This window comes from Pedobacter frigidisoli (assembly GCF_004331675.1).
GTDB classification, from domain to species: Bacteria; Bacteroidota; Bacteroidia; order Sphingobacteriales; family Sphingobacteriaceae; genus Pedobacter; species Pedobacter frigidisoli.
Window position 1 is genome coordinate 54,506 of record NZ_SJSN01000005.1, and the last position, 22,273, is coordinate 76,778.

At 37.8% G+C, this 22,273-nt stretch carries 13 protein-coding genes; 1 reads left to right on the forward strand and 12 read right to left on the reverse strand.

The features are described 5' to 3' along the window. The first annotated feature begins 1 nt into the window (after window position 1). Window positions 2-634, forward strand: coding sequence for a gluconate 2-dehydrogenase subunit 3 family protein (locus EZ449_RS07370; RefSeq protein WP_131557324.1), 633 nt, complete (start codon window positions 2-4; stop codon window positions 632-634). A gap of 103 nt (window positions 635-737) precedes the next feature. On the opposite strand, the gene EZ449_RS07375 is transcribed toward EZ449_RS07370, so the two are convergent. The 12 genes from EZ449_RS07375 to EZ449_RS07430 all read right to left on the reverse strand — a co-directional run bounded on the left by EZ449_RS07375 (window position 738) and on the right by EZ449_RS07430 (window position 22,252). Beyond that, a complete protein-coding gene (locus EZ449_RS07375) occupies window positions 738-3,698 on the reverse strand; it encodes a glycoside hydrolase domain-containing protein (RefSeq protein WP_131557325.1) in 2,961 nt (986 codons plus the stop codon). Window positions 3,699-3,952: 254 nt separating this feature from the next. Next, entirely contained in the window at window positions 3,953-6,427 is a 2,475-nt protein-coding gene (locus EZ449_RS07380; protein ID WP_131557326.1) for a glutaminase family protein, read from the reverse strand. Window positions 6,428-7,318: 891 nt separating this feature from the next. Then, window positions 7,319-8,152, reverse strand: coding sequence for a PKD domain-containing protein (locus EZ449_RS07385; protein ID WP_165499718.1), 834 nt, complete (start codon window positions 8,150-8,152; stop codon window positions 7,319-7,321). Between the two features lie 25 nt (window positions 8,153-8,177). Then, window positions 8,178-9,617 carry a PA14 domain-containing protein gene (locus EZ449_RS07390; RefSeq protein WP_131557328.1) on the reverse strand — a complete coding sequence of 480 codons (1,440 nt, stop codon included), beginning with the start codon at window positions 9,615-9,617 and terminating at the stop codon, window positions 8,178-8,180. Between the two features lie 32 nt (window positions 9,618-9,649). After that, window positions 9,650-11,347 carry a DUF4983 domain-containing protein gene (locus EZ449_RS07395; protein ID WP_165499719.1) on the reverse strand — a complete coding sequence of 566 codons (1,698 nt, stop codon included), beginning with the start codon at window positions 11,345-11,347 and terminating at the stop codon, window positions 9,650-9,652. Between the two features lie 38 nt (window positions 11,348-11,385). Then, window positions 11,386-13,005, reverse strand: coding sequence for a DUF5008 domain-containing protein (locus EZ449_RS07400; protein ID WP_131557330.1), 1,620 nt, complete (start codon window positions 13,003-13,005; stop codon window positions 11,386-11,388). 27 nt (window positions 13,006-13,032) lie between these two features. Then, window positions 13,033-13,758, reverse strand: a complete 726-nt coding sequence (locus tag EZ449_RS07405) for a hypothetical protein (protein WP_131557331.1) — start codon at window positions 13,756-13,758, stop codon at window positions 13,033-13,035. Window positions 13,759-13,776: 18 nt separating this feature from the next. After that, the gene (locus EZ449_RS07410; RefSeq protein WP_131557332.1) at window positions 13,777-15,300 is read right to left on the reverse strand and encodes a RagB/SusD family nutrient uptake outer membrane protein; all 1,524 of its coding nucleotides are present in this window, start codon (window positions 15,298-15,300) and stop codon (window positions 13,777-13,779) included. 11 nt (window positions 15,301-15,311) lie between these two features. Continuing rightward, complete coding sequence (locus tag EZ449_RS07415) at window positions 15,312-18,461, reverse strand: SusC/RagA family TonB-linked outer membrane protein (protein ID WP_131557333.1); 3,150 nt, start codon at window positions 18,459-18,461, stop codon at window positions 15,312-15,314. Between the two features lie 21 nt (window positions 18,462-18,482). Further along, window positions 18,483-19,580: a DUF5007 domain-containing protein gene (locus EZ449_RS07420; RefSeq protein ID WP_131557334.1), complete on the reverse strand. Its 1,098-nt coding sequence runs from the start codon at window positions 19,578-19,580 to the stop codon at window positions 18,483-18,485. Between the two features lie 36 nt (window positions 19,581-19,616). Further along, on the reverse strand, window positions 19,617-20,726 hold the full coding sequence (locus EZ449_RS07425) for a discoidin domain-containing protein (protein ID WP_131557335.1): 1,110 nt from the start codon (window positions 20,724-20,726) through the stop codon (window positions 19,617-19,619). Window positions 20,727-20,737: 11 nt separating this feature from the next. After that, window positions 20,738-22,252 (reverse strand): RagB/SusD family nutrient uptake outer membrane protein, encoded by a 1,515-nt coding sequence (locus EZ449_RS07430; protein WP_225872257.1) that lies wholly within the window; start codon window positions 22,250-22,252, stop codon window positions 20,738-20,740. Window positions 22,253-22,273: the final 21 nt, after the last annotated feature.

Sequence of the window (22,273 nt, forward strand, 5' to 3'; positions counted from 1 at the left end):
TATGAACAGACGAGATTCCATAAAGGCTTTGGGCATAACGGCCTTAAGTACAGCAGTACTGGTTGAAGCCTGTAAACAACCCGAAACCAAAACCGAAGTCGCAGCTCCTGCCGAAACAACAAAAGAAGTAGGAAGAGAGCAATGGGAAATGGACAGGGATAAAAAGCTTAAATCGGAAACCTTTTTTGATATGCATGAAATGGCTACGATTACCGTTTTAGCCGATATTATTATTCCTAAAGATGATGTTTCGGGAAGTGCTTCTGATGCTAAAGTTCCCGAATTTATTGAGTTTATTGTAAAAGATATCCCCGAGCACAAAGTACCGATGCGTGGTGGCTTGAAATGGCTGGATATTTATAGCTTTAATAAATTTCAGAAATCTTTTGTTGAGCTTTCCTCAAGTGACCAGCTATCAATTGTTGATGAAATTGCTTATCCTAAAAAAGCCAGACCCGAAATGCAAGCTGGTGTGGCCTTTTTCAACAGAATGATAGATTTAACCGCATCAGGGTTTTACACAAGTGAAATTGGCGTAAAAGATATTGGTTATGTAGGAAATTCGCCAAACCAATGGGCGGGCGTTCCTGATGATGTGTTGAAGCAATATGGCATGCAAAATGTGAAGATATAATAGAAAAATCGTCATCGCGAGTAGGCTTTTTCAGCCAACGAAGCAATCTTACTTGCAGAAAAGATTGCTTCGTTGTTCCTCCTCGCAATGACGAGTTTTTGAGCTATTCCAAAATCAATATCAAACCTTTCCCTTTTTCTACAGGAATCGATTTTCCCTCTGGATAATTTCCTGCAGTTTGAAACTTATCAATACCTGGAGCCGAGATTTTTACTTTATCTGCGCTTAAGCCCAATTTATTATAGTCAATAGTTAAGTTCACTTTTGTATCGCTTTCATCCCAACTGGCCAATGCAATCATTGTTTTGTTTTTCTGTTTGTAAACCGTGGCCAGAACTTTCGGGTTATCCGTTTTAACAGGACAGTTATCGCTCCAGTAACCAATCATTTCTGAGCCTTTAATACCGAAATTATCCCAGGCTTTCCAAAGCGGTTTCGGGTCGCTTTTTTCAGACCAACCCAAACGACTGGTCATGCCGTAAATCATTCCACGCCATGAATTTCCATCATCCTGAAGCATTTCGCCCATTAACCCGAAAGGAATCCCACTTACTTCCGTTAAAAAGAAATCAGGATTGTTTTTCTCGTAATCGAAATATTCTCCAAACCATAAGCGATTCAGATAAGGAAAATGTTCCAAATACAAAATGGCACTGTTATTAAATCCATCACTTTTATTGTATTGGTTTGCCGAATGTAAATCGATAATCCCTGGATGATTATTTTGCGTTAAAACTCGCTTAATGCGTTTCATCGTCACCCTATCGAAAGCCACATCATCGAGGTAAACGCCATCAATGCCAACATTGTTAACCAACCAATTCATGCCCTCTACATAATAGTTGTGCCAGCGATTCATTCCGCTGTTTATAATTGCCGCATCTTTAATTTCAGGCACAAACCATGCAGCAATGTAATTCGAATCCAAATGCTCTTGCAACCAACTAAAGCCACCGCCCTTGCCTGGCGAATAAACTTCAGTACCCAAACTACGCAAGGCAGGCCATTCATAAGCATGATTGGAAAGCTCGCGAACCGTATTGTAAATTTTAACCTTTAATCCTTTTGAGTGGGCTTCATTAATATAGCTTTTCATTTTTGTCGATTCGATAAAAGGATAATTTATCCATGGATTTATCGGCGTGGCGTGATGAATATTTACCAAAGTTGCACCTTTTGCTTTAATAGAATCCAATTCTCCATATTTATGGTAGAAACGATTATCCCACTGAAAATCAGTATTTAATAGATGGAAAGGCGTTATCAATAAGTTGAAATTGTAGTAAAGAACATCTTCCTCTTTCATGGTTCTGGCGCCCGTAAAGTTATCAGCCAGCATAGAACTGCCTTTTACATTAATCTGAATGCCGCCCTTATCATCATTCCCCCAGGATTTTGGCAACAATAAAGGCTTCTGCAAATAGAAATTGGTATTAAGCGGACGAACATAATTTTCATCTCTTAAATTATAATACAAACCAGCGTTTACATTTCCAATCCAAACTGCATCTTGGTTTTTATGCGCAACATCCCATTTCCATTTAACCGTATCTGGCCTCACACCACCTTTTTCACCCAAGCCCATCAAATATTTTGTAGAACCTTTTTCAAATGGGATATGAAAATCGACATTGCTAAAATCAACATCCTTTAGTGCAGTAACCTTAACCACATAGTGTACATAACCATCGGATTCTAAAGCACCCTCGATTTCCATTTTAAGGTTTTCAGATGTATTGGTTGTAATCCATTTTACCGTTCCCACTTCTTTATTGGTTATTTGAAAATTGCTAGAAACAAATTTCTCCTGAGTTTTTGGTGTATTGTAAAAATGGAAATGGATGGGTTCGTATAAAATGTTATTAGGTTTTTCAGAGTAACCCGTCATATCCGCATTGAAGAAAGTTTGAATCTGCTTCGGGAAACCATCGGTATTAATTTCGAACTTTCTCCCTAATAAAGAAATCACATTTCCATCAACCTTTAGCGGCGTGTAAGGCGCAACAATGGTATTTGCCTGTGCCATCGTAGAATTCAACCAGGTTAACCGCGTCTGTTTGTTCGGTGTTCCGACACCTGCATCAGCTAAAACTTGATTTCCTACCGTTAATTTTACATCAATTACTTTAGATTTTCCGTTGGATTTTACAGTAAACCTTCCATTATAAATGCCTGGGGAAGTAGCTTTTGGGATATCAACTGTAATCCACATGGGCTGTACTTTTCCTGCAGCAACATTTACCGTTTCCGTCAATGGCTTGTTATCGTAACTTATTCCGTTTGTATTTAAGCAGTTAATATATTTGGCAGAAATTGTTTTTCCTGTTGATGATTTTAAATCGCCAAAGGAAACTCTAACATCTTTCAAATCCTTTAAAGCATAAACAGCCAATTGAAATGCATAATTCTCCCCCTTACTTGCTGAGCCACTAAACGAATTTGAAACACCTTTCTGAATCCAACGATAAGGCAAGTCATTTTGCATTTTAATGGGGAACATTCTATCCTCAGGAAAAACAATGAAAGAATCTGATGGATATTTAGATTTTATTGCTGCAGTTTCTTTTGCCATAGCGATAACTTCCATTGGGTAAAAAGAGTTAAAAGCATCAATAGATTGAATTTCTGAAACAGTCGTATTAACCGCTACCTGATTTGATTTACTTACTTTTTTATCATCAGCTTTTAGATAAACGCCTTTTGGATAATTGCTCTTACCCTCATTTTTATAAGGCATGTAATAAACAAAGTATTTCCCTTTCGTTGGTGCTTCAAAATATACATCGGCACTTTCTCTGCTAAAATTATCCACGCCCAAAACCGAAACATTTTTGCCTGCAGCGTCTTGAATAATTATTTTCTTCGATTCAGCATGTTCATCTCTTCGTCTCCAATCTATTTTCACGTGAGCAACTTTGCCTGTTCCATTGAACTGAACCATTACTCTGTGGTTCCCAAGTGAATCAGGATTCCAAGCATTATTTCCGTTAGTATATTTAAGAATTTGAGCACTAACAGATAACTGACAAAGCACCGTGAGGAATAGAAAAAGCCTAAATTTCATTTCGAATTTGTTTTAGGCTAATTTATAGATACCTAGTGGAAATACCGCTATTTAATGAAAAATGAAACAAACGTTTGTTTAGCTTCATCGTTAAGATTATCAATTGCAGGTAAAACAAATCAGCCATGAATGAACCAAGAGGATCTGCCAATTTTGATTTTCTCAAACAGCATAATTGCTTTTAATGTAGCAATAAAAAAGGCTCCACATAAAAATGCAGAGCCTGAAATTGTTAATTTATTTGGTTGAAATTTTTATTTGCCTTGAAGCTTATCGGCGAACATTTTCATATAAAAACCACCTACAACACTACGGGCTTTAAAGTTATCGCGAATACCAGTATTTGAATCATAAAAATCGTTCAATGGCACTCTTGATTCCGTTTCGATTGCATGTTTATAAACCGGGTGAACCAAAGCCTCAAAATCCTTACGCGTTGGTGCGAAAGTAGCTGTCCACAAAATCCAATCGTTCTTGGTGTAAGCTTTTCTACTATCTAATGGAATACCGTATCTATTCTGCTTAGTTAAATAATATTTAGTTTCGGTATCATAGATTTTTTGAGGAAACAAGTTCAATCCCAATACCTTGTCCCAAACCAAATTATATTTTTGACTCCAAGTATTTTTATCATCAAAAGTTAATGCGTAATGATCACCAGCATCGGCCATATCAATCCATTTTGGCACCATACTTTCTGCAATTGCTCTATATTTATTGGCTGTTTCGGAGTACCCAAGCGTTTGTGCCATCTGTGCATAACAGGCAATACCAACAATAGCTTTTACCGATAAGTTTGCGTTTCTAGCCAAGTGACCAGCAAAATCATCCGTACACAATTGCGTTTTTGGATCCAATCCCTCTTTGGTTAAATAATCAGCCCAAGTGGTTAAAGTTTTCCAGTGCAGTTTAGCGTAGTTTGCATTTCCTTGTGCTTTAGCGATTGCTGCTGTTAGGATAATCATGTTTCCCGATTCTTCCACTGGCATTGGCTCGCCGTAAGTTTGACCATTCGCCAAAGGATAAGTACCTAAATCATGAGCAGCCCAAGGGTGAGGATATTTTCCGCTTTCACTGAAATAGAAAATACCATTCAACATCCCTTGTAATAAAGATGGATTGTAAATTAAATATAACGGCGCCGATGGATAGGTTACATCAACCGTATTAATGAAACCACCACTATTATTTTCTTTAGATAACCATAAGATTTCTCCCTCAGGACTTTTAACCAATGTGTGCGCTGCGATACTTTGGCGATAACCCAAAATGCAAAGTTCTGCGTATTCTTTTCCGCCAGATTTTAATGCATCGGCATAAACTGAATTATTGAACGTATTACATTTCTGCATTACTGCAGTATATTGTGTAGCGGCATCTGTTAATTGTCCCTCAATAGTTTCCTTACCAGAAGTGTTCCACCAAGGTCTTAAATTCTTTGTAAAATATTGAACGGAGTAGATTTCATCGTAACCTAATTCAACAAATTTTTCCATTGGCGATTTACCAACAGCACCAAAAGGGATAATGGTATTTAATGAAAGTGCTTTCCCTTGCTTAGCAGTTGATGCAGAATTACCTTTTCTAAAAGCATCAGCAGCATCTTTTTCTGTGGTTACAAACTGAATCGTATTGCTTGTTTTCGGTGCTGCAACATAAAAATATCCCCAATCAATACGCATATCGTCACTAGCCTTTTTCAAAATTGGTTGTTCTACTGTTCCAGTTTTTAGAATAGATAGTTTAGCTGTAGCATATTTGGTTGCTGTAACTTCTTGTGATGGACGATAAACAGCAATATTAGATGATGCGCTTAAGTAAGCCTTAACCTGATGGGTTTTGTTATCATTAGCTTTTACCTGATAAGTGATGTAAGATACTGGTCTGGCGAACAAACCAAGATCGTTCATTAAAAGCGGCGACGTAAATGTTAATTTTAGATCGATTTTACCACACGTAAAGTTATAAATGGTTTGCGTTGCCGTTACATCTACACTCTTTTGCTTAGCAACTTGTACTTTTTGTGCGTTGTCTTTTTCCTTGTCGACCAATCCGAAATCGAGATATCGACCACCGGCAGTGTTTAACAAGTGGATGGCAATAACGTTTTCGCCTGACTTTAAAGCACTTTTATCGCTACTACTTAAGGCAATGTACTGGAAACCACTTGTCCAGCCTTCCTTCGAGTAAACTTTCTTACCATTTAAGAAAACCTCGATATTATCATCGTGATTAATCTTTAAGAAAAGTTCATTTATTGACGCTGGATTGGCAACCGTAAAGTTTCTTCGTACCCAAATATCATGAGATTTCCATAATGTTTTAACGTTTTTTTCATCATCACCAATTGGTGCAGAACCAGTTTTCCAATTGCTGCCCGAATAACTAAATGCGTTCCAATCTCCCTGCGGTTGGTTTTCGGTATATTTTACCTCATATCCTTTTTCATCCGAAGTAGATAATACAGTTTTATAGCTAGGCGTTTCTTTTCCTAAGAAGCGATAAATATTTCCATCGACATTGATTAACCCTAATAAAGATTGATCAGCACCGGTCCAATGGGTTGTTGACGACTCGTTTAACTTATCTGTATTAGACCAAATACTGAAATAAGTGTTATGCGTAATTAACGGATAAGACGGCGCCTTTCGTTCTTGCGCCTGTAGTAAACTGCTAATTAAAAGGCAGCTCACCATGCTCAATAATTTAATGGTTTTGAATTTGTTCATAATTTGTGTGTATGAGTTTTATATGTGTGTTTCGGTTAGAAAAAACTTGGTTAAACGTTTTACTAAAGTATAAAATATTTATTTATTAATTGCCTAAATTTACCATATTCCTGAACTAGATAGCCAGAGAAAAATAAGTAGTTACTCGTATTATCGAGTAGGAAGATAGGGATTAGTTCCCTATCTGTCCTCTCACACCACTGTACGTACCGTTCGGTATACAGCGGTTTGTTGAAACAGTATCTCTTGTCAACTGATGATATTCACCTATTGCCAGGCATTGTGCCCATTGGTTGCACGGCTCGGCTCAGCTCCTCTTATATTTTACTCTCGGATTCCGTCCTACCCTCATATAAGCAGTTCTCTAATGTGGTTCCGCTGTAAACGCTCTACCATAAACTTCCTGTTTCCTTTGCCATTTCAACATTTGGTCCTTCCTGCACCCTAAATGCAGTACTATTACCGCTGCTGACTTCTGAGTGAGCCATTGAACGTCCCCGCCAAATGTTTCCTCTCCTGTAATCGCGCTTACACTCGACAGAACTCATTCAGATCTCCCGGGGTAAGACAATTTACTTCCTATGGATGTGGCCTCTGTATATACGTAATAGTCCCCGTGCAGTATTGGGCTTCTGTCTGTTGGGCAACATCACCCGGACTAAATCCGCCTCATATACAGTTTCTGTTCGTAAGCCCCCATATTTGCCGCAGACTTCTTTCAGATTCGCAGTCACCCACGACACCCTTGTCTCTAGCTAACACTTCCCACTGCTAAGCGTGTTCGGGACTCTAACCCTATAGTCGATTGCCATGCCCGGCGCACCCAAAAAAAATACATGAAGCTTTTACTCTTCATGTATCTCTCAAATTGTGTGCAAAACCAAGCGCTAACTATGGTTGTTTTTTATTGATGGTCCATTCAGACAATTGGAAAACTGTTGCAGATCTAGTTTGCTTAATATAAAGCCTGTAAAACTTGTAAGCTACATAATTATCGAAATGGAATAATTTAGTTTGGTTTCTACTTGTTCCAGTATTTGTATTTTCCCACGGGCTAACACTAACTGTATGCAGATCTCGGTATTGTATACCATCGGTAGAACCTTGTAGTATCCATAACTTCGGGTCGCGGTCGGCGGCATCATTACCAGAGGTTAAGGTATAAGCACCCACCACTTGAGGCGTTTTGAGCTCAAATGTACATCGTTGCGTTCCATCAAAGCCAGCCTGTAAAAATTTCGATTTCGTATCGCCATCTACCAATTTTTTAGAACCCTCTGCACTATCTGCACCAGGCCCAGCCTCTAAATTTACAGAGAAAATTCCACCTACAGTTTGCATGTAGTTTTCGCCACAAATTGAATAGTTTATTGTTGGATCAACTACAGTAATATTTATCTCCTGGCTAGCAGAATATCCTTGACCATTTCTTGCAGTTAATACTACATGATATTTACCTGGAAACCTGTAAACATGTTTAGGTGAAATTTCTACTGAAGTGCTATCATCTCCAAATTGCCACAGTAAAGACTTGTAATTTTGCACATTTGCTGTGAATTGGACTTCAAGAAACTTTGTTGGATCTGGTAATTTAGTCTCAAATACTACTATTGGCTTAGGCTCTTCAACTTCTTGCACAACCTCTACCGGTTCATCTTTTTTACATTTTACCGTTAGTACCACGATAAGTAACAAAAGAGATAATACCCCGAATAATCTTTTCATATTATTTTTCATATCTACTTATTATTTATGGAGTTGGAAATAATTGTTGCTTTGGTATTACCCTTTTGCTTAAAACATTTGGAACTTCAATTTCCAAATAAGCTTGTTGTCCACCTACATTTTCACGGTGATGAGCTTCTATTGTATAACGTTTGCCACGCTCTAAAACTATTGTACCTTTTCTGAAATCCTTATCCCAAGTTGTATTGTAATCATTCACCAGCGCTACACCGTTTACATATAACCTCGAGCCATCATCCCAACGGGTTTGATAGAAAGTATAAGTTCCACGTACTGGAGCTAAAAATTCGCCCTTCCATCTACTTGCATAATTATCTCTACTCAAAGAAACTCCTGCAGAGTTTTTAACATTGTCTGGCCATCCATCCCCACCAAAATTAATCGTTTCATCTACTCTGGTTACAAATGGCGCACGTCCATCATCTGGATCTAATTGAGTATTAGTATAATATTTTGCTGTTAAACCTGTACCATTACCAATAATATAAGAGTTGTTGTCTAGGTTAACATTAGGATCAACAACTACGATTACCTTACCCTTTGTTGGATGGATAACATGGTTGGTTGCATCGCTGATACTGAAAGCGAAAGCAAATTTCTTATTGGCTATAATATTTGCATCGAAAACTGGCCATGGAATGGTAAGTCTAACGGTTGCACTTGATGCACCTGTTGCAAACCTCACTAAAGTATCTATGCCATAATCTTTGGCAGCCAAGTGAATAGCATTTGCGGGAAGCGTACCCTTGGATACTAGGGTTGCAATGGTATCTACGTTTTCCTTAATCTTGATATTGAATGCAGTAGATGGCGCATTTTCCAAGCTTACAATTAACGGAATAGTCACCCCTTCTGGGCCAACAATATAATTTCCACCAAACACCACATTATAAGTCCCACCACCTTGGAAAGTCAAATAATGAATATCTGTAGTCTTAAGTATCTCAGCTGTGTTGATAATTACCAAAATGGATGATTTGCCAGCTGCAATCTTATTGCCTTTTCCAGGAGCGGATAACTTTAATGCAAATGCTACTTTTTTACCAAAGTTACGTTCCAATACCGATCGACGAACGATTGCTATTCCTTCTGAATTATCTGTACCATACGCCACATTAATTACATTTGGATATTCTACGCCTGTTGATGGCATTAAAATGGTATTTGTTAAGGTTCCGTTATTAATCAACTGCGTTACAGTATCGTTATTTAAGGTTAAACCTACCTGAAATGCTTCCTCGGCCATTCCGTTTAGAGAAATTTTAAATGGAACCCTTACAAACTGATTGTCGATAGTAACATTACCAACAACAATTCCCTCACCAGTTATACCTCTACTTGGGGAATCGGCTAACTTCAAATCATCTATTTGTGATTCCTTACAAGAATAGGCGCCAATCATGATGGCAAAACCTATTACTACTGAATATATATTTTTTTTCATTTTCGATATATTTAAATTATCAAATATTCTTGTTATTGATCTAACCAAACTCTACCATCAAGACCCCAAGTTTGCTTATTGGCGACTTTTAACCAGTTTATTATTTGAGAAGGTATATCAGACGTTTGAGGAACCAAAACTGCCAATGTACTTGCAGATGGTGGGCAAATTAAATCGTTAAAATTTTCCCAAGTAAATGCCCCTTGTAAGTTAAAATCACGGGCTTGAGAAGATAAATCGACCATTTTTGAGCCGTTACCATCAGTTGCTGGCCAATAACCTACCAAGAAATTGTACGAAGGGTGACTTTGATCTATAGATGTTTCACAAGCATATTGACCAATTACGCCATCGGGCACACTTAATTTAAAGAAGCGGATATCAGTTACATATACATCGGGCTCACCATGACCATTTCCATTCAAATACCCTAGCTTTAAGGCATTTGTATTGGCTAATGAACCAGAGGCTGTAATCTCTACTTCATTATTAAAAACACCGTTTGTGTAGGTACGGATAAATCTTTGATTACCCCTTTGCTCTAGCTTTACTGAAAGATTTTCCCATCTACCTTGTGTTAAATCTGCACCACGGCATTGTTTATAGTCACCATCAGTTTTACCTCTCCATTCAAAATACCAATAACGCTCTTCCAAATAAATTACCCAGCCAACACTTGGGTGTCCGCTAGACCACTCGTTCCGCTTACCTAAAATACTTGGCCATCTAAAAATATCCTGATTCTTTTTTACCTTAAGCTCAATAGTCATTTTTGTGGTATCATTAATATTATAAACATCAGCATCCACACCAGGAATCTCAGCTCTAATTTCTGTCCCTTTTAATTTAACTGTTTTCCCTAAATATCTATTCCCTGTAAAAGGCTTAACAATAATTCTTTTCTTATAGGTAGAACTATAATAAATGATAAAAGCATTATTGGCAGGTTTGCTAAAGATAGTTTGGTCATCGGTATTTGGAGGTAACGTAAATGCACCACCATCGCTAGATGCAATAACAACTAACCAATCTTCATTATTGTATGTTGGACGTTTTTTTAATGCTGCCATAACCTCACCAACACTTGTATCAAACTTTTCTATTGCAGATTTGTAGCCAGGAAATGAGTTGTCGTACCCATTCGCTATTCCAGCCTTGTCAACATCAGTAAAATGCCCAACAACAACAGAGGCGGTATCTGTAGTTAATTGATTAATTACTGCTGCCTTAACTTGATCATCCGTAGTTAATAAGGTGCTAATGTCTGCACCTGTAGTTAACGACTTAAATACGGTAGAGGAAGTATATGCAGCAATTTTAGTTTGTGGTCTACTTTCCTTTATTCTCTTAAAGATAATTGGATAGTTCTGCAGGTTGTTATTGGTAAGTGCATCATCATTTACCAAATGTTTGGGCTTCTTAACGCCTGTTAACATATTGGCCCAGTTACTTGAGTTTTGTGTTGCCTCAGGTTCGTTTAACGCTACCCAACTATAAATTGATGTTGGCAGCAAAGCTGTGATATTAGGAATGTTTGCAGCCGCTACCGATTGGCCTCTAGCCCCATCTACTATTAGATACAAAACCTTACGATTTCCGTATCTAACCTTTGTAGTGTCGGTTCCATCCTTATCGGTGAGTGTTCTATCGAAATCTTTGTTACAAGAAAATATGGCCGTAGTAATTATTGTGGCGATTACACCAATCAATAACTTATATTTTTTCATCATGCTCATCTTAATTTATATTTGATTAGGCTTCCTAATGGTTATTCAATGGTAACTCTCATAATATTATTCACTGGCTGATTATCGAACCGGTTAAAATTACCAATCAACAATAATGCTTTTTTACCATCGGCAGATTTTGTCTCAATCACATCAGATAAACCTCCATTGAAAGGACCTGTAGCATTGTATCCAGCAGCGAGTTGACCAGCTGCAGTAAGAACCATGAAACCATTTCTAGTAACATTATTGTACTTTCTAAAACCACCACTAACTACAATTAAACCGCCCGAGAGTTGTTTGGCGAAACTTGGAAAACCACCCTCAAGCGATCTTGGAATAAAGGATTCATCCAAACTTCCGTCTTCATTTATAAGCGCCATGCCATTAACAGGCTTGCCATTGTATCGGGTAAAGATCCCAGTAATTAAATATTTTTTGGTAGTTGCGTTATAAGTCAGTGAGCTAATGCCGTTATCAACACCACTACCAGGGTTAAAGCTAGGATCTATTGTTCCATTTGCCGTTAACCTGAGGATGCGCACTGCTGGCTGATCATCAAACGTAACGAAGTTCCCAAATACCATTAGCTTTTCTAAATTCGCAGCATCAGTGTGCATATAAGAATCGATAGGACCATTACCGCTTACATTACCTTTATTTGTTGCAGCATTAAAACGGTAGGTTTTATCTAAACTTCCATCTAAGTTAAACCTCAAAATCTGACGGATTTCGGTACTATCTAAGATAACAGTATCTCTGCTAAAATCATAATTAGCCTTGCGATAATCTCGCTTTACATAATACCTAAAGTTACCTGTTACTAAAATTTTTCCCTGGTGAGGATAAACGCGATTGATGTATTCGTTTGTGCCTCCATTAAATTTAGGGAACCACTTATGAGTGATTGTATCCGTTAAGGTTGGTCTTCTTTGCGTCCTAATGTAAACCGTATCGATTGCACCATTAGGAAATAAGGTTGTGATATTGCTAATATTTTCGGTACGCTGATTGTAGCCATTGAAACCCCCAGCTATTACAAAACGACCCCCAACTTCGATTACTCTAGATAGCTGTCCATTAGCACCTCTACCCGTTCTAAAAGTACGATCGTAATCTCCATCTAGAGATACCCTGGCAATTCTGTTGATAGGCGTAACAATCCCTTTGTTATCATAGTTGTTAAACCCACCAACCACTAAGGCCCTGCCATCGTTCATTTCATAATACTGACTTACATAACCATTAGCACCAGCAGTAGCTTTCCATGTAATATCTGTTTTGATTAAGCCTGTTACAATAAACTGCGGACCCACAATTAATTGATCTCCGATAGAAATTGATGTAACACCAGTACTTCCAGCTTCTGGCACTTTAACAACAATCTCGGTGGCAGAAACGCTTACAACTTCAGCTTTTTCGCCATTGAACATAAATGATAATTGATCTTTGTATGGCATTAGACCTGTTACCTTAACAGTAACTGTGCTTCCCACAATACCCTCAGCAGGTACGGGGGCAAGCGTTTGGCTAATTACGATACCTAAAGGCTGCTTTCCATTACCATACGGATCTTCCCCTAAGTCTTCTTCCTTTTTACAGCTCTGAATAGCCAAGCTAATTAGGAAAAATATGGCTAGAATATATTTGATTCTTTTCATGATTAATTCTTTAATATTAAAACCCAATTATTTGGAAACACTTGGCCTTAAGCCGGTAAAATAAACATCTGAGAAAAACTCGTTAATGTTAAAACCAATATATGTACCATTGTAATTTAAGGTGTGAACAAGCCCATTAGTTGGCTTTATATCTGACGATGAAATAAAATTAGAAAACCAGTTATCGTTAGGTTTTGATATATCGGGGATGTACGAAAGCACCAATTGCCTATAACCGATGTATCTAACGCCATTTGCATCATTAAAATTTACACCAATGTTGGCCACGTTGTTGTTGTAATCGTAATACAATGCGCCAGGGTACACGCTTCTTAAACCTAGATCAATCTGCGGATAATCTTTCAAGCGGTTTATGCCTTTAAACATATAACGTTGGAGGTATTTTTTCCAAATTGCAGGATCGATCTGATCTAATGTTTTGACGGTGTCTCTACCGGAGTAAAACAGCATGTTGTTTAATCCAAAAGTTTTTATGTTGCCGATTGTTCTCTTCACAACATCATCATCAAACGCAAAGAAAGTAAAATCCTCCGTACTAAACTGTTGTTCCATCCCTGCAAGTTTTACAATTTGAGCAACAGTATCGAAAGGCACTTTTTTGGCTTGAAGGTATTGTAGCATATTGCCTTGATAATCAGGATTTGCCTTGCCTCCATCTATATAATATTCATCACGTTTACAGGCATTTAGCATCAGTAAAAGTGCTGCACATATAATAACTAGCTTTTTCATATATAATTTGTTAATAAATTAATTACCACCATTAACCCAATACTCGTTCAATACCATAAATGGATTGTTGTTTAGCGCATTAGCACTTAATGGCCATGTCCAAGCACCTCGATTAAATTTATCAGAGCTCAGTACGTTGTAGGTCCATTGGCTACTTAGAATTCTTTTGGTACGCACTAAATCGAAATAATGATGACCTTCGCCGATAAGTTCTCTAGACCTTTCATAGAATATAAAATCCTTAAGCGCTGAGCCGCCACCACCAGAATATCTAGAGGCTTGGGCACGGTCTCTCACTAAATTAACTAATTTGATAGATTCGTCATCTTGGCCCAGGTTTGCAAGTGCTTCCGCAGCCAAAAGAACTTCGCCACCGTATCTGAAAATCATGAATGTATTATCCGGGTTGGCATCCTCTTCTCCAGTTGAGAAAGAGTTTTGTGCAAATTTCAACATCATAAATTTTCCATTATCGGCAAAAATATCCTCATTAAACCAAGTGGTAATTCTTTTATCGCTCCCATCTTGAAAAATCTTTTGCATATATTCTCCTCTATAATAGGCAAAGCTTACACGGTGTGTGTATTCAGGCCTTTTATATGGGTAATGCAAAAACATATCTGCAACAGGAGAAATATTCGTATTTGCATCACCATAGTTGATACTGCGATAAAACTCGAACAAGCTCTCATCTGATCTTCCCTTAACTACCGTTGCCCACTCATTTATCGGCAGTAACCTAAATGCGCCACTGGCCATCAGTTCTTTACCTAAATCGGCCGTTTCCTGATAATACTTGTTCGCATTGTTCGGATCGAAACCTGCATTCCACATGTTCATTTCCATCATTAATGCAACAATGGCACCTCTGCTTGCACGCACGCCTTTTAACGATGGATCTGTATATGTCCAAGCAATTGAGCCCTTATAAGTTTTTAAATCTGCAATGCACTTGTTTAGCACCGAAACGAAATTCTCTCTCGGCTGGGCAGTAGAGTGGAATGCGTCGGTATAGTACACTACATTTCCGTATAAGCGTACCATAATAAAGTAGCTTAATGAACGGATAAATGCAGCTTCTGCCTTAAAAGAATTTTTTTCGGTTTCTGAAACCCCGGGAACACCTTCATCAAGTTTCGAAATTAAAATATTTGCACCTTGAATGGCTTGGTAATATGCTGTCCAATCGGTTATTCTACCAAAGTTGTAGAAATCCCAAGGTCTGCCGCCAGAAATTAAATTAAGGATATTGTTCTTCCCTAAAATCTCAACAAACTCACGAGCTGGTGCTAAGTCAGATAAGCTTTCGTACAAAACCTCTCCTGAACGATATTCGCCGGTGGCACCAATGAAATGTGTTTCGTTGAATTTACCAAAAACGATTCTCGATAGATTGTAGATATTGGCAACAACATCTTCCTTAGATTGGAAGAAGTTATTTCCAGTTAATTTATCTAAAGGCTGAATATCCAAAAACTTTTTGCACGATGGCAGGCAAAATGATGCTGCAATAACTATGGTATAAATAATAACTTTTTTCATAATAATATTTATTAGTTGCCTGTATTAAGTTCTAAGTTTAAACCAATATTATAGGTACGTGGCACAGGATAGCCTGTTGAAATATCTCTACCCAGAGTGGTTACGTTTTCTGGGTTAGGTCCACTGTACTTAGAGAAAGTAATCAGGTTATTTGTTGAGGCATAAATTCTTAATTGATTTAAGCCAAATCTTTTAATAAACTTTTTATCGAACATGTAAGAAAGTGTTACATTACTTAATTTTAAGTAGGTCCCGCTTTCCTGCCAAAGGGTTTGATCGGCCCTTAATGGTTGAATTTGGTCGAAGCGTTTGTAATCATATGGATATGGGTACTTTGCAACATCACCAGGTGCTCTCCAGATATCCAGATCGTTTAAAGGGACAACGGATGTTAAAGAGAATGGATCACGCATGATTCCGATTCTGTCAGCCAAAGCATTATTCAAAATTGTTCTATCTGCAGTATAGGTTGCATATAAGTTTAACCCCCAGTTTTTATACCTAATGTTGGTTGATAAACCACCCGTTACCAAGGGTTGCGAATTACCTGTAACTTCGTAATCACGACCATCAAGTATGTAATCTCCATTGACGTCTTTCATAATAGGGTCGCCACCTAAAAAGAACTGACCATTAGCTTGGTATCTTCTACCAGTAACAGGGTCTGTCGGAACATCAGTATCGTTTTTGTAAACACCTTGATTAATTCTTAAATAGTTTGATAAAGTATTTCTACCAACGCGATAAACGTTGTGCTGCAAATAGGGAGAGGTATCAAATCTGATGTACTGACCGTTGTATTCGGCTGGTAACTTTAACAACACATCGCGGTTAATTGCGCCATTTACAGAGAATGAAATATCCAAGTCCTTACTCACTACTGGTCTAACGGTAATCATTAATTCCGTACCGTAATTTGCAATACCTAAATCGTTACTTGCCAATTTATTAAAACCAGTACTATTCGATAAAAATCTATCAAACAACAAGTTATCTACTTTTTTATAATAGGTATCGAAGTTTAGTGAAATTCTTTCATTAAATAAACCTAAATCAAACCCTAGGTTATATTGAGAAGTTGTTGTTGGTTTTAAATTTGGATTTGGAACAAGATCATAGTTAATACCTATCGTTGGGTTATTGTTGAAATTTCCGTTTAGGTTATAAATACCATAAATACTCTGTAGATTACCGGTTGGAACAATGTTTTGTCCCCAAGTTAACCTTAAGCTACCATATGATAACCATTTCATATCAACCAGCCAATTCTCTTTGTTAAAGTTCCATCTTAAACCTACGGATGGGTTTTTAGAGTATGGATTTTCTAATCCGCTTGATGACGTACCATCTAAACGATACGAGAATTCTGCTACATACTTTTTATCATAATCGTAAGAAAGTGAACCTGCAAAAGATGCAATGGTAGCATTTCGGTAATTTCCTAATACACCACCTCCTCTTGAATTGTAGGCATCGTAACCTACCGGACCTTGTAACTGATCGTTAGGTGTTCTCTCCTGACGTGTAATTCCTGCCTGCGCTCCTTGTTTGTAAATCTCGTTAAAGGTATTTATGAACAAGTTATGTTTTTCGCCAAACGTTTTTGCATAAGTAATACCATTACGATTATATAACTGGTAATTTCTACCAACATAATCATAAACCTTTGCAAACTGCCCGTTGGCCGCAGCAGGCGTAAAGGTACTTTCCGTATCAGATGTATAGTCATAACTTACTGTTGAGGATACAGCTAAACCAGGTATAACCTCATAACGTGCTTCAACATTTGTTCTTAAGTTTCGAGAATTATTGTCATTTAAGGTTTGTAGTGCAGATAAAACACCACCTGATGCTTGATAGAAAGATGGCGGAGGCAATAATGTAGATGCCTGACCATTTGCTGCAACGCCAGATTGTAAGAGCCCTACACCATTACCCTTATTTTGCTTACCTACCGAACCATTTATGAAACCAAAGAACCTAAACTTTTCATTCGGCTTGAATTCCATGTTCATGTTCAAGTTATAGCGATCGTAACCTGTATTTTTAATTACCCCCTTTTCGGTATAGTAACCAACATTGGCTTTATAGTTGAATTTTGGATCGCCACCATCTAGAGCCAAATTATGACTTTGGTTATAAGTAGTTTGATAAAAAACACTCTGCCAATCGGTTGAGTTGTTCCAATAAGCGTTTAAACTATCGGCCAAGAATGGCGTATTAGAGATCGCTCTGATATCGTTAACGTTTTGCGCATTTAGGATAATCTGTTGAATTTTTAATTGTCTTTCTGAATTACCACCTAAGGTTTCCCGGAGTTTTGGCGGTGCATTTACGAAAGCATTGGTTACATATCTAATTCTTGGAATTTTAGAGTTACCTCTTTTAGTGGTAATGATGATTACACCGTAAGCACCTCTGGACCCATACATTGAAGTTGCCTGAGCATCCTTTAAAATCTGAATATTTTCAATATCCTCCTGCGGGATTAATGAAAGCGGACTTACGCCTGGTCCTTGTGTTTGAAAACCGAATTCAGCTGCTTTATCAGCATCTAAAGGCACACCATCAATAATATACAATGGTGAGGTTGGTTGCAAAAATGATTCGTTACCGCTTCCTGAAATGCTTAAGCTAGATAAACCCCGAACTTGTACAGAACCCCTAAAACCCGGGGCACCAGTATTATTCTGGATATTTAAGCCCGGCACCTTTCCTTGCAAAAGCTGTTCTACATTGGAAACTGGGATATCCTGAACATCTTTTGCCTGTATCAATACCGAAGATCCTGTTGTTGTTTCCTTGCTTCTTTTTTGATAGGCTACAATAATTACCTCATCTAAAGCTGTTCGATCTTCACTAATGGTTACATTGATATTGGTTGCCCCAGTAATTTTGACTCTTTGAGTTGTAAAACCCAAAAACTTAAAAAGCAGTGTTCCACCAATTGGCACATTAACAGAAAACTGTCCTTTACCATTGGTTTGAGTTAGCCCCTTATTCGTTTGCTCCAGTATTACCGAAACCCCTGGAACCCCTTGTTTAGATTCTTTATCCACAACGGTACCATTCACAATAATAAATTTATCTTGCGAGTAAGCACTTGTGCCACAAATTATACATACAATAAGTAATGCATAAAAAAGTATATTTCTTCTCATAATAATAGCTTTAAATGTCACCTACTCGCTGGCAAATTTTGGATTTTCTTTTCTAAAGTGAAACACAATTTCCCAGTCTCCTGCCTTGTAAATGGCGAAATCAACACCGAAGTTGGCTACCGTGCGACCACCACCAAAAGCACCTCTCGAATAACTGAGTTCGGCTTTAGCTCTAGATCCACCCTTGGCATAAAATGTTGGTACTTCTACTAATGGAATAGGATACGCCACGTCATACTGAACATACTTATCAGTCTTTTGCATGTTAAAACCATGGATCATTTTATCCCAAACGGTTTCATTAAAAAATGCTGGATTGATCTCAACCGAATCCTTATTAAGTGCTTTAATCCTAAGTGTATGTCCATTGCCTCCACTAAATGGACGTATGTAGACTACCAAATTATTTTCTTTTTGATTCTTACCCTTATCATTCAAGTCAATATTTGAAGCAACCCCAATTACATTACCCATATAAGGCCTGATGTAGTTCTTAAAACGCTTATCAAGTGGATTGTTAGGATCGGGCGCAGGCCCTCCTGTGTAAAGATTAACATCGTCTGCTGGCTCATACGGGCGCTCTCTCCATGGCCTGATCTGAAAATCCTTAATTAATCTTTCACCACCTGTGTTTTTAACTTTAACATCGAAAAACCTAGTGTCTTGAGAGAAGTTTGTACTGTCAATTGGTCTTGGTTTTATCAGTTGGTTAGTAGATGAAGCCCATAGAATAAATTGACCAGATGAGCGCATTTCGAATAATTGATGCTCCTCAATCTTTCTTTTTGCCTCAATTTCTGCCAGACTGGTTTCAAACCCTGTGTAAGGTGCAGTCCAAACGTAAGTGGGTACTTTCTGAAATATATCGGTAACCGGCTTTCCATCTCCAAACCTTGCATTTATAATTTCGAAGGTAATAGGTTGCGTGGAGTTATCTCCGTTAAACCCGCCTATCAAATTATTTCTGCCGATTATAGGTTCTAGCACTTTATTATCGAAATTTACATTATTACTTAAATAATCCTTTTCTTCTGGTAAATCGTAAAGCTTTTTGCAACCACTGAATAATGCCAGTGCAAATAAGATAAATACAAACTCCTTTTTTATAATTGATTTCATAAGTTTTTCTCTTTTATTTTTTCCGTATTCCATCGCTTATTTCGTTTTATTTATTGTCCATTCTGCAAGCTGGAAAGTACCTCCACTTCTTAACTCAGTGATATTTATGCGGTAGTATTGGTATGCTACTGTATTTGTACACCTAAAAACTTTTTGCTGATATCTTTCCTCGAAAAAGAAATTGTTTACACGATGTAGTTCAGTCCAATTTAGGCCATCATTTGATGCTTCATATGTCCAAGCTTTTGGATCTCGTTCTTGGGCATCATTTGCCGAAATTAAGGTGTATACTGATGAAACCTCTGGCGTCTTGAGTTTGAACTGCATGGTTAAAAAGCCCTGTAAATCACATAAAAACTTGGTATGGTCATCACCATCTATTACTTTTTTAGAGTTTTCGCCACTTGTTGGTCCACCACCATTTTCTCGATTGGCTGAGAATGTACCACCTACCGTAACCATTAAATTTGGTGGAGGTGGAACAAAGGTTAACCGGGTAACAAAACCATCGAAGCCAAAAATATGATCAGGACTTATCACATGTACAATACCGTTTTTAGTTTTGATATTATTAGAAGCAGTTGTACTGGTAGCCCAGTTTCTAATAAATTTGCTTTTTTTGGTATTGCTAAATTCGATAACCTCCGGGCCAGCACCTACCTCTCCAGAAGCAGATCCCTTGGTTGATTTTGCATGCATAGGATAACCAATTTTAACACTGGCCAAATTAAGCCCATCCTGAAGTTTTAAGGAATCAGTTGGTTTTTTACCACGAATGATATAATACGATACCATTGTATCTAGTTGAATTCCGTCAATATTGGATAAGAATAATGGATCCTTATCTGATTGTCTTCTAAGCGTATTTAAGTTTCTTAAAGCCAATTGGAAACTTGGGTTGGTAACAGCGAACAACGTAACGCTACTATCCATTAATGTTTGTTTCAAACCCATTCTATCAATCGCTACAATTAGCGAATCGTAAATACCTGGCTTGCTTTTTAAGTATTCGTATGTATTTCCCGCAAAAGGCGTTGCCTCTTCAGAAGCATCATAATAGCCACCATTTTTTTTACAAGCAGAATACATTAAGGTGAGTGACAACAGCATTGTTATCGCTCCCATATATTTGATTAATTTTTTCATATATGTATGATTTAGCGCCAGTAAGGATTCTGAGTTAATAAATTATTTTGAGATAAAAGCTTACGAGATATTGGCCAGTATATACCACCAGAACTGATTAAAGCATTGAATTTGGCATCGTTTTGTCTAATTTTATTAAAACGAATTAAATCGTACCATCGTTGTCCTTCGCCCATTAACTCACGATGTCTTTCTTCGAAAATAACCTTAAGAACATCATCTGTAGTAGTGTAAGGTGAAGCTTCCCCAGCTGTACGTCTTCTAGAAATGACATTGTTAAGTTCATTTAAAGCACCAATTTGGTCTCCTAAAACGGAAAGCGCTTCAGCACGTAACAACACAATATCTTCTAATCTGGTAAATATTAGGGCACTGGTAAAATACCTGAAGTTTGGATCAGTACCACCACCTTGTATAACTTTAATTTTGCTAAAGATTGGATACTTACCATTTAGGTTGGTAAAATATCGTTCAAATCTTGATTGTCCTAATGTATCCACCGAGAATCGCTCATCTTTGGTCAAATTGAAGTACTTTAAGATCGAATCCTTTGGCAGATAGATATCAGGTATTGATTTCGTGATAACTGGTTCCGCTAAAGTAAGCTCCTCTAAGTGACCTGTTGATGAGCCATCGATATGACCGTAATCAGAGTTAAAACCAAACATTTGTCTGGTATTTTTATTGTAGAAAAAACCATTAGAATTGCTTAGATCTGTTACCGATGTATAACCACCCCCACTTCTGCCATAGTTGTCTTCCACAAATTTTGCATACTTGGCCACATTGGAATAATCTCCGTTCCATGCAGCAACATGTGCTAAAACAGCATAGGCCGTAACTTTTGTGGCAAGCGCCCCGCCCCAACGAACCCGATCTTCATTGTAATAATTACTGGGTTGCTGGATATCGCCATCACTGTATATGTATGGAAGATCCGCTGAAGCCCTTAACATTTCCGACTCCACCCAAGCTAATACCTTCGCTTGGCTCTCACGCGGCTTATTTTCAAAAACACCCTCGTTCGAAGAGATCACAAATGGAACATCACCCCAAATGCGCACCATGTAGAAATAAGCAAAAGCCCTTAAAAATCTAGCTTGAGCAATATCAACGGTCATGTTGTTATCTGAATAGCGTTTATCGTTGGCCTTTACATGCGCAACATTCTCTAAGAAAACATTCGCACCGTTAATAATTGCATAAAACCTGGTCCAATCTGATAATGATTCTATAACAGGATAAGATGCATTTAAATTATTGCTAATCACCGCTTTTAAATCCTGTCTTTTTGGACTTACAAATTCTGCTGTCCTTACATCTCCATAAATCCAGTGTCCGTTGTTATCAGATAGTGCAGCACGAGTTAATGCGTAAACACCCATAATACCTGCACGTGAATCTTCTACGGTATTCCACATGTTCTTCTCCCCCACAACTCGAGTAGAATCTGTTTCCAATGCTTTGTTGCAACTAGACAGTACAATTACAGCAAGCAGGAATGTGTATAATATATTTCTCATCATTGTTGATGTTTTGTTAGTACT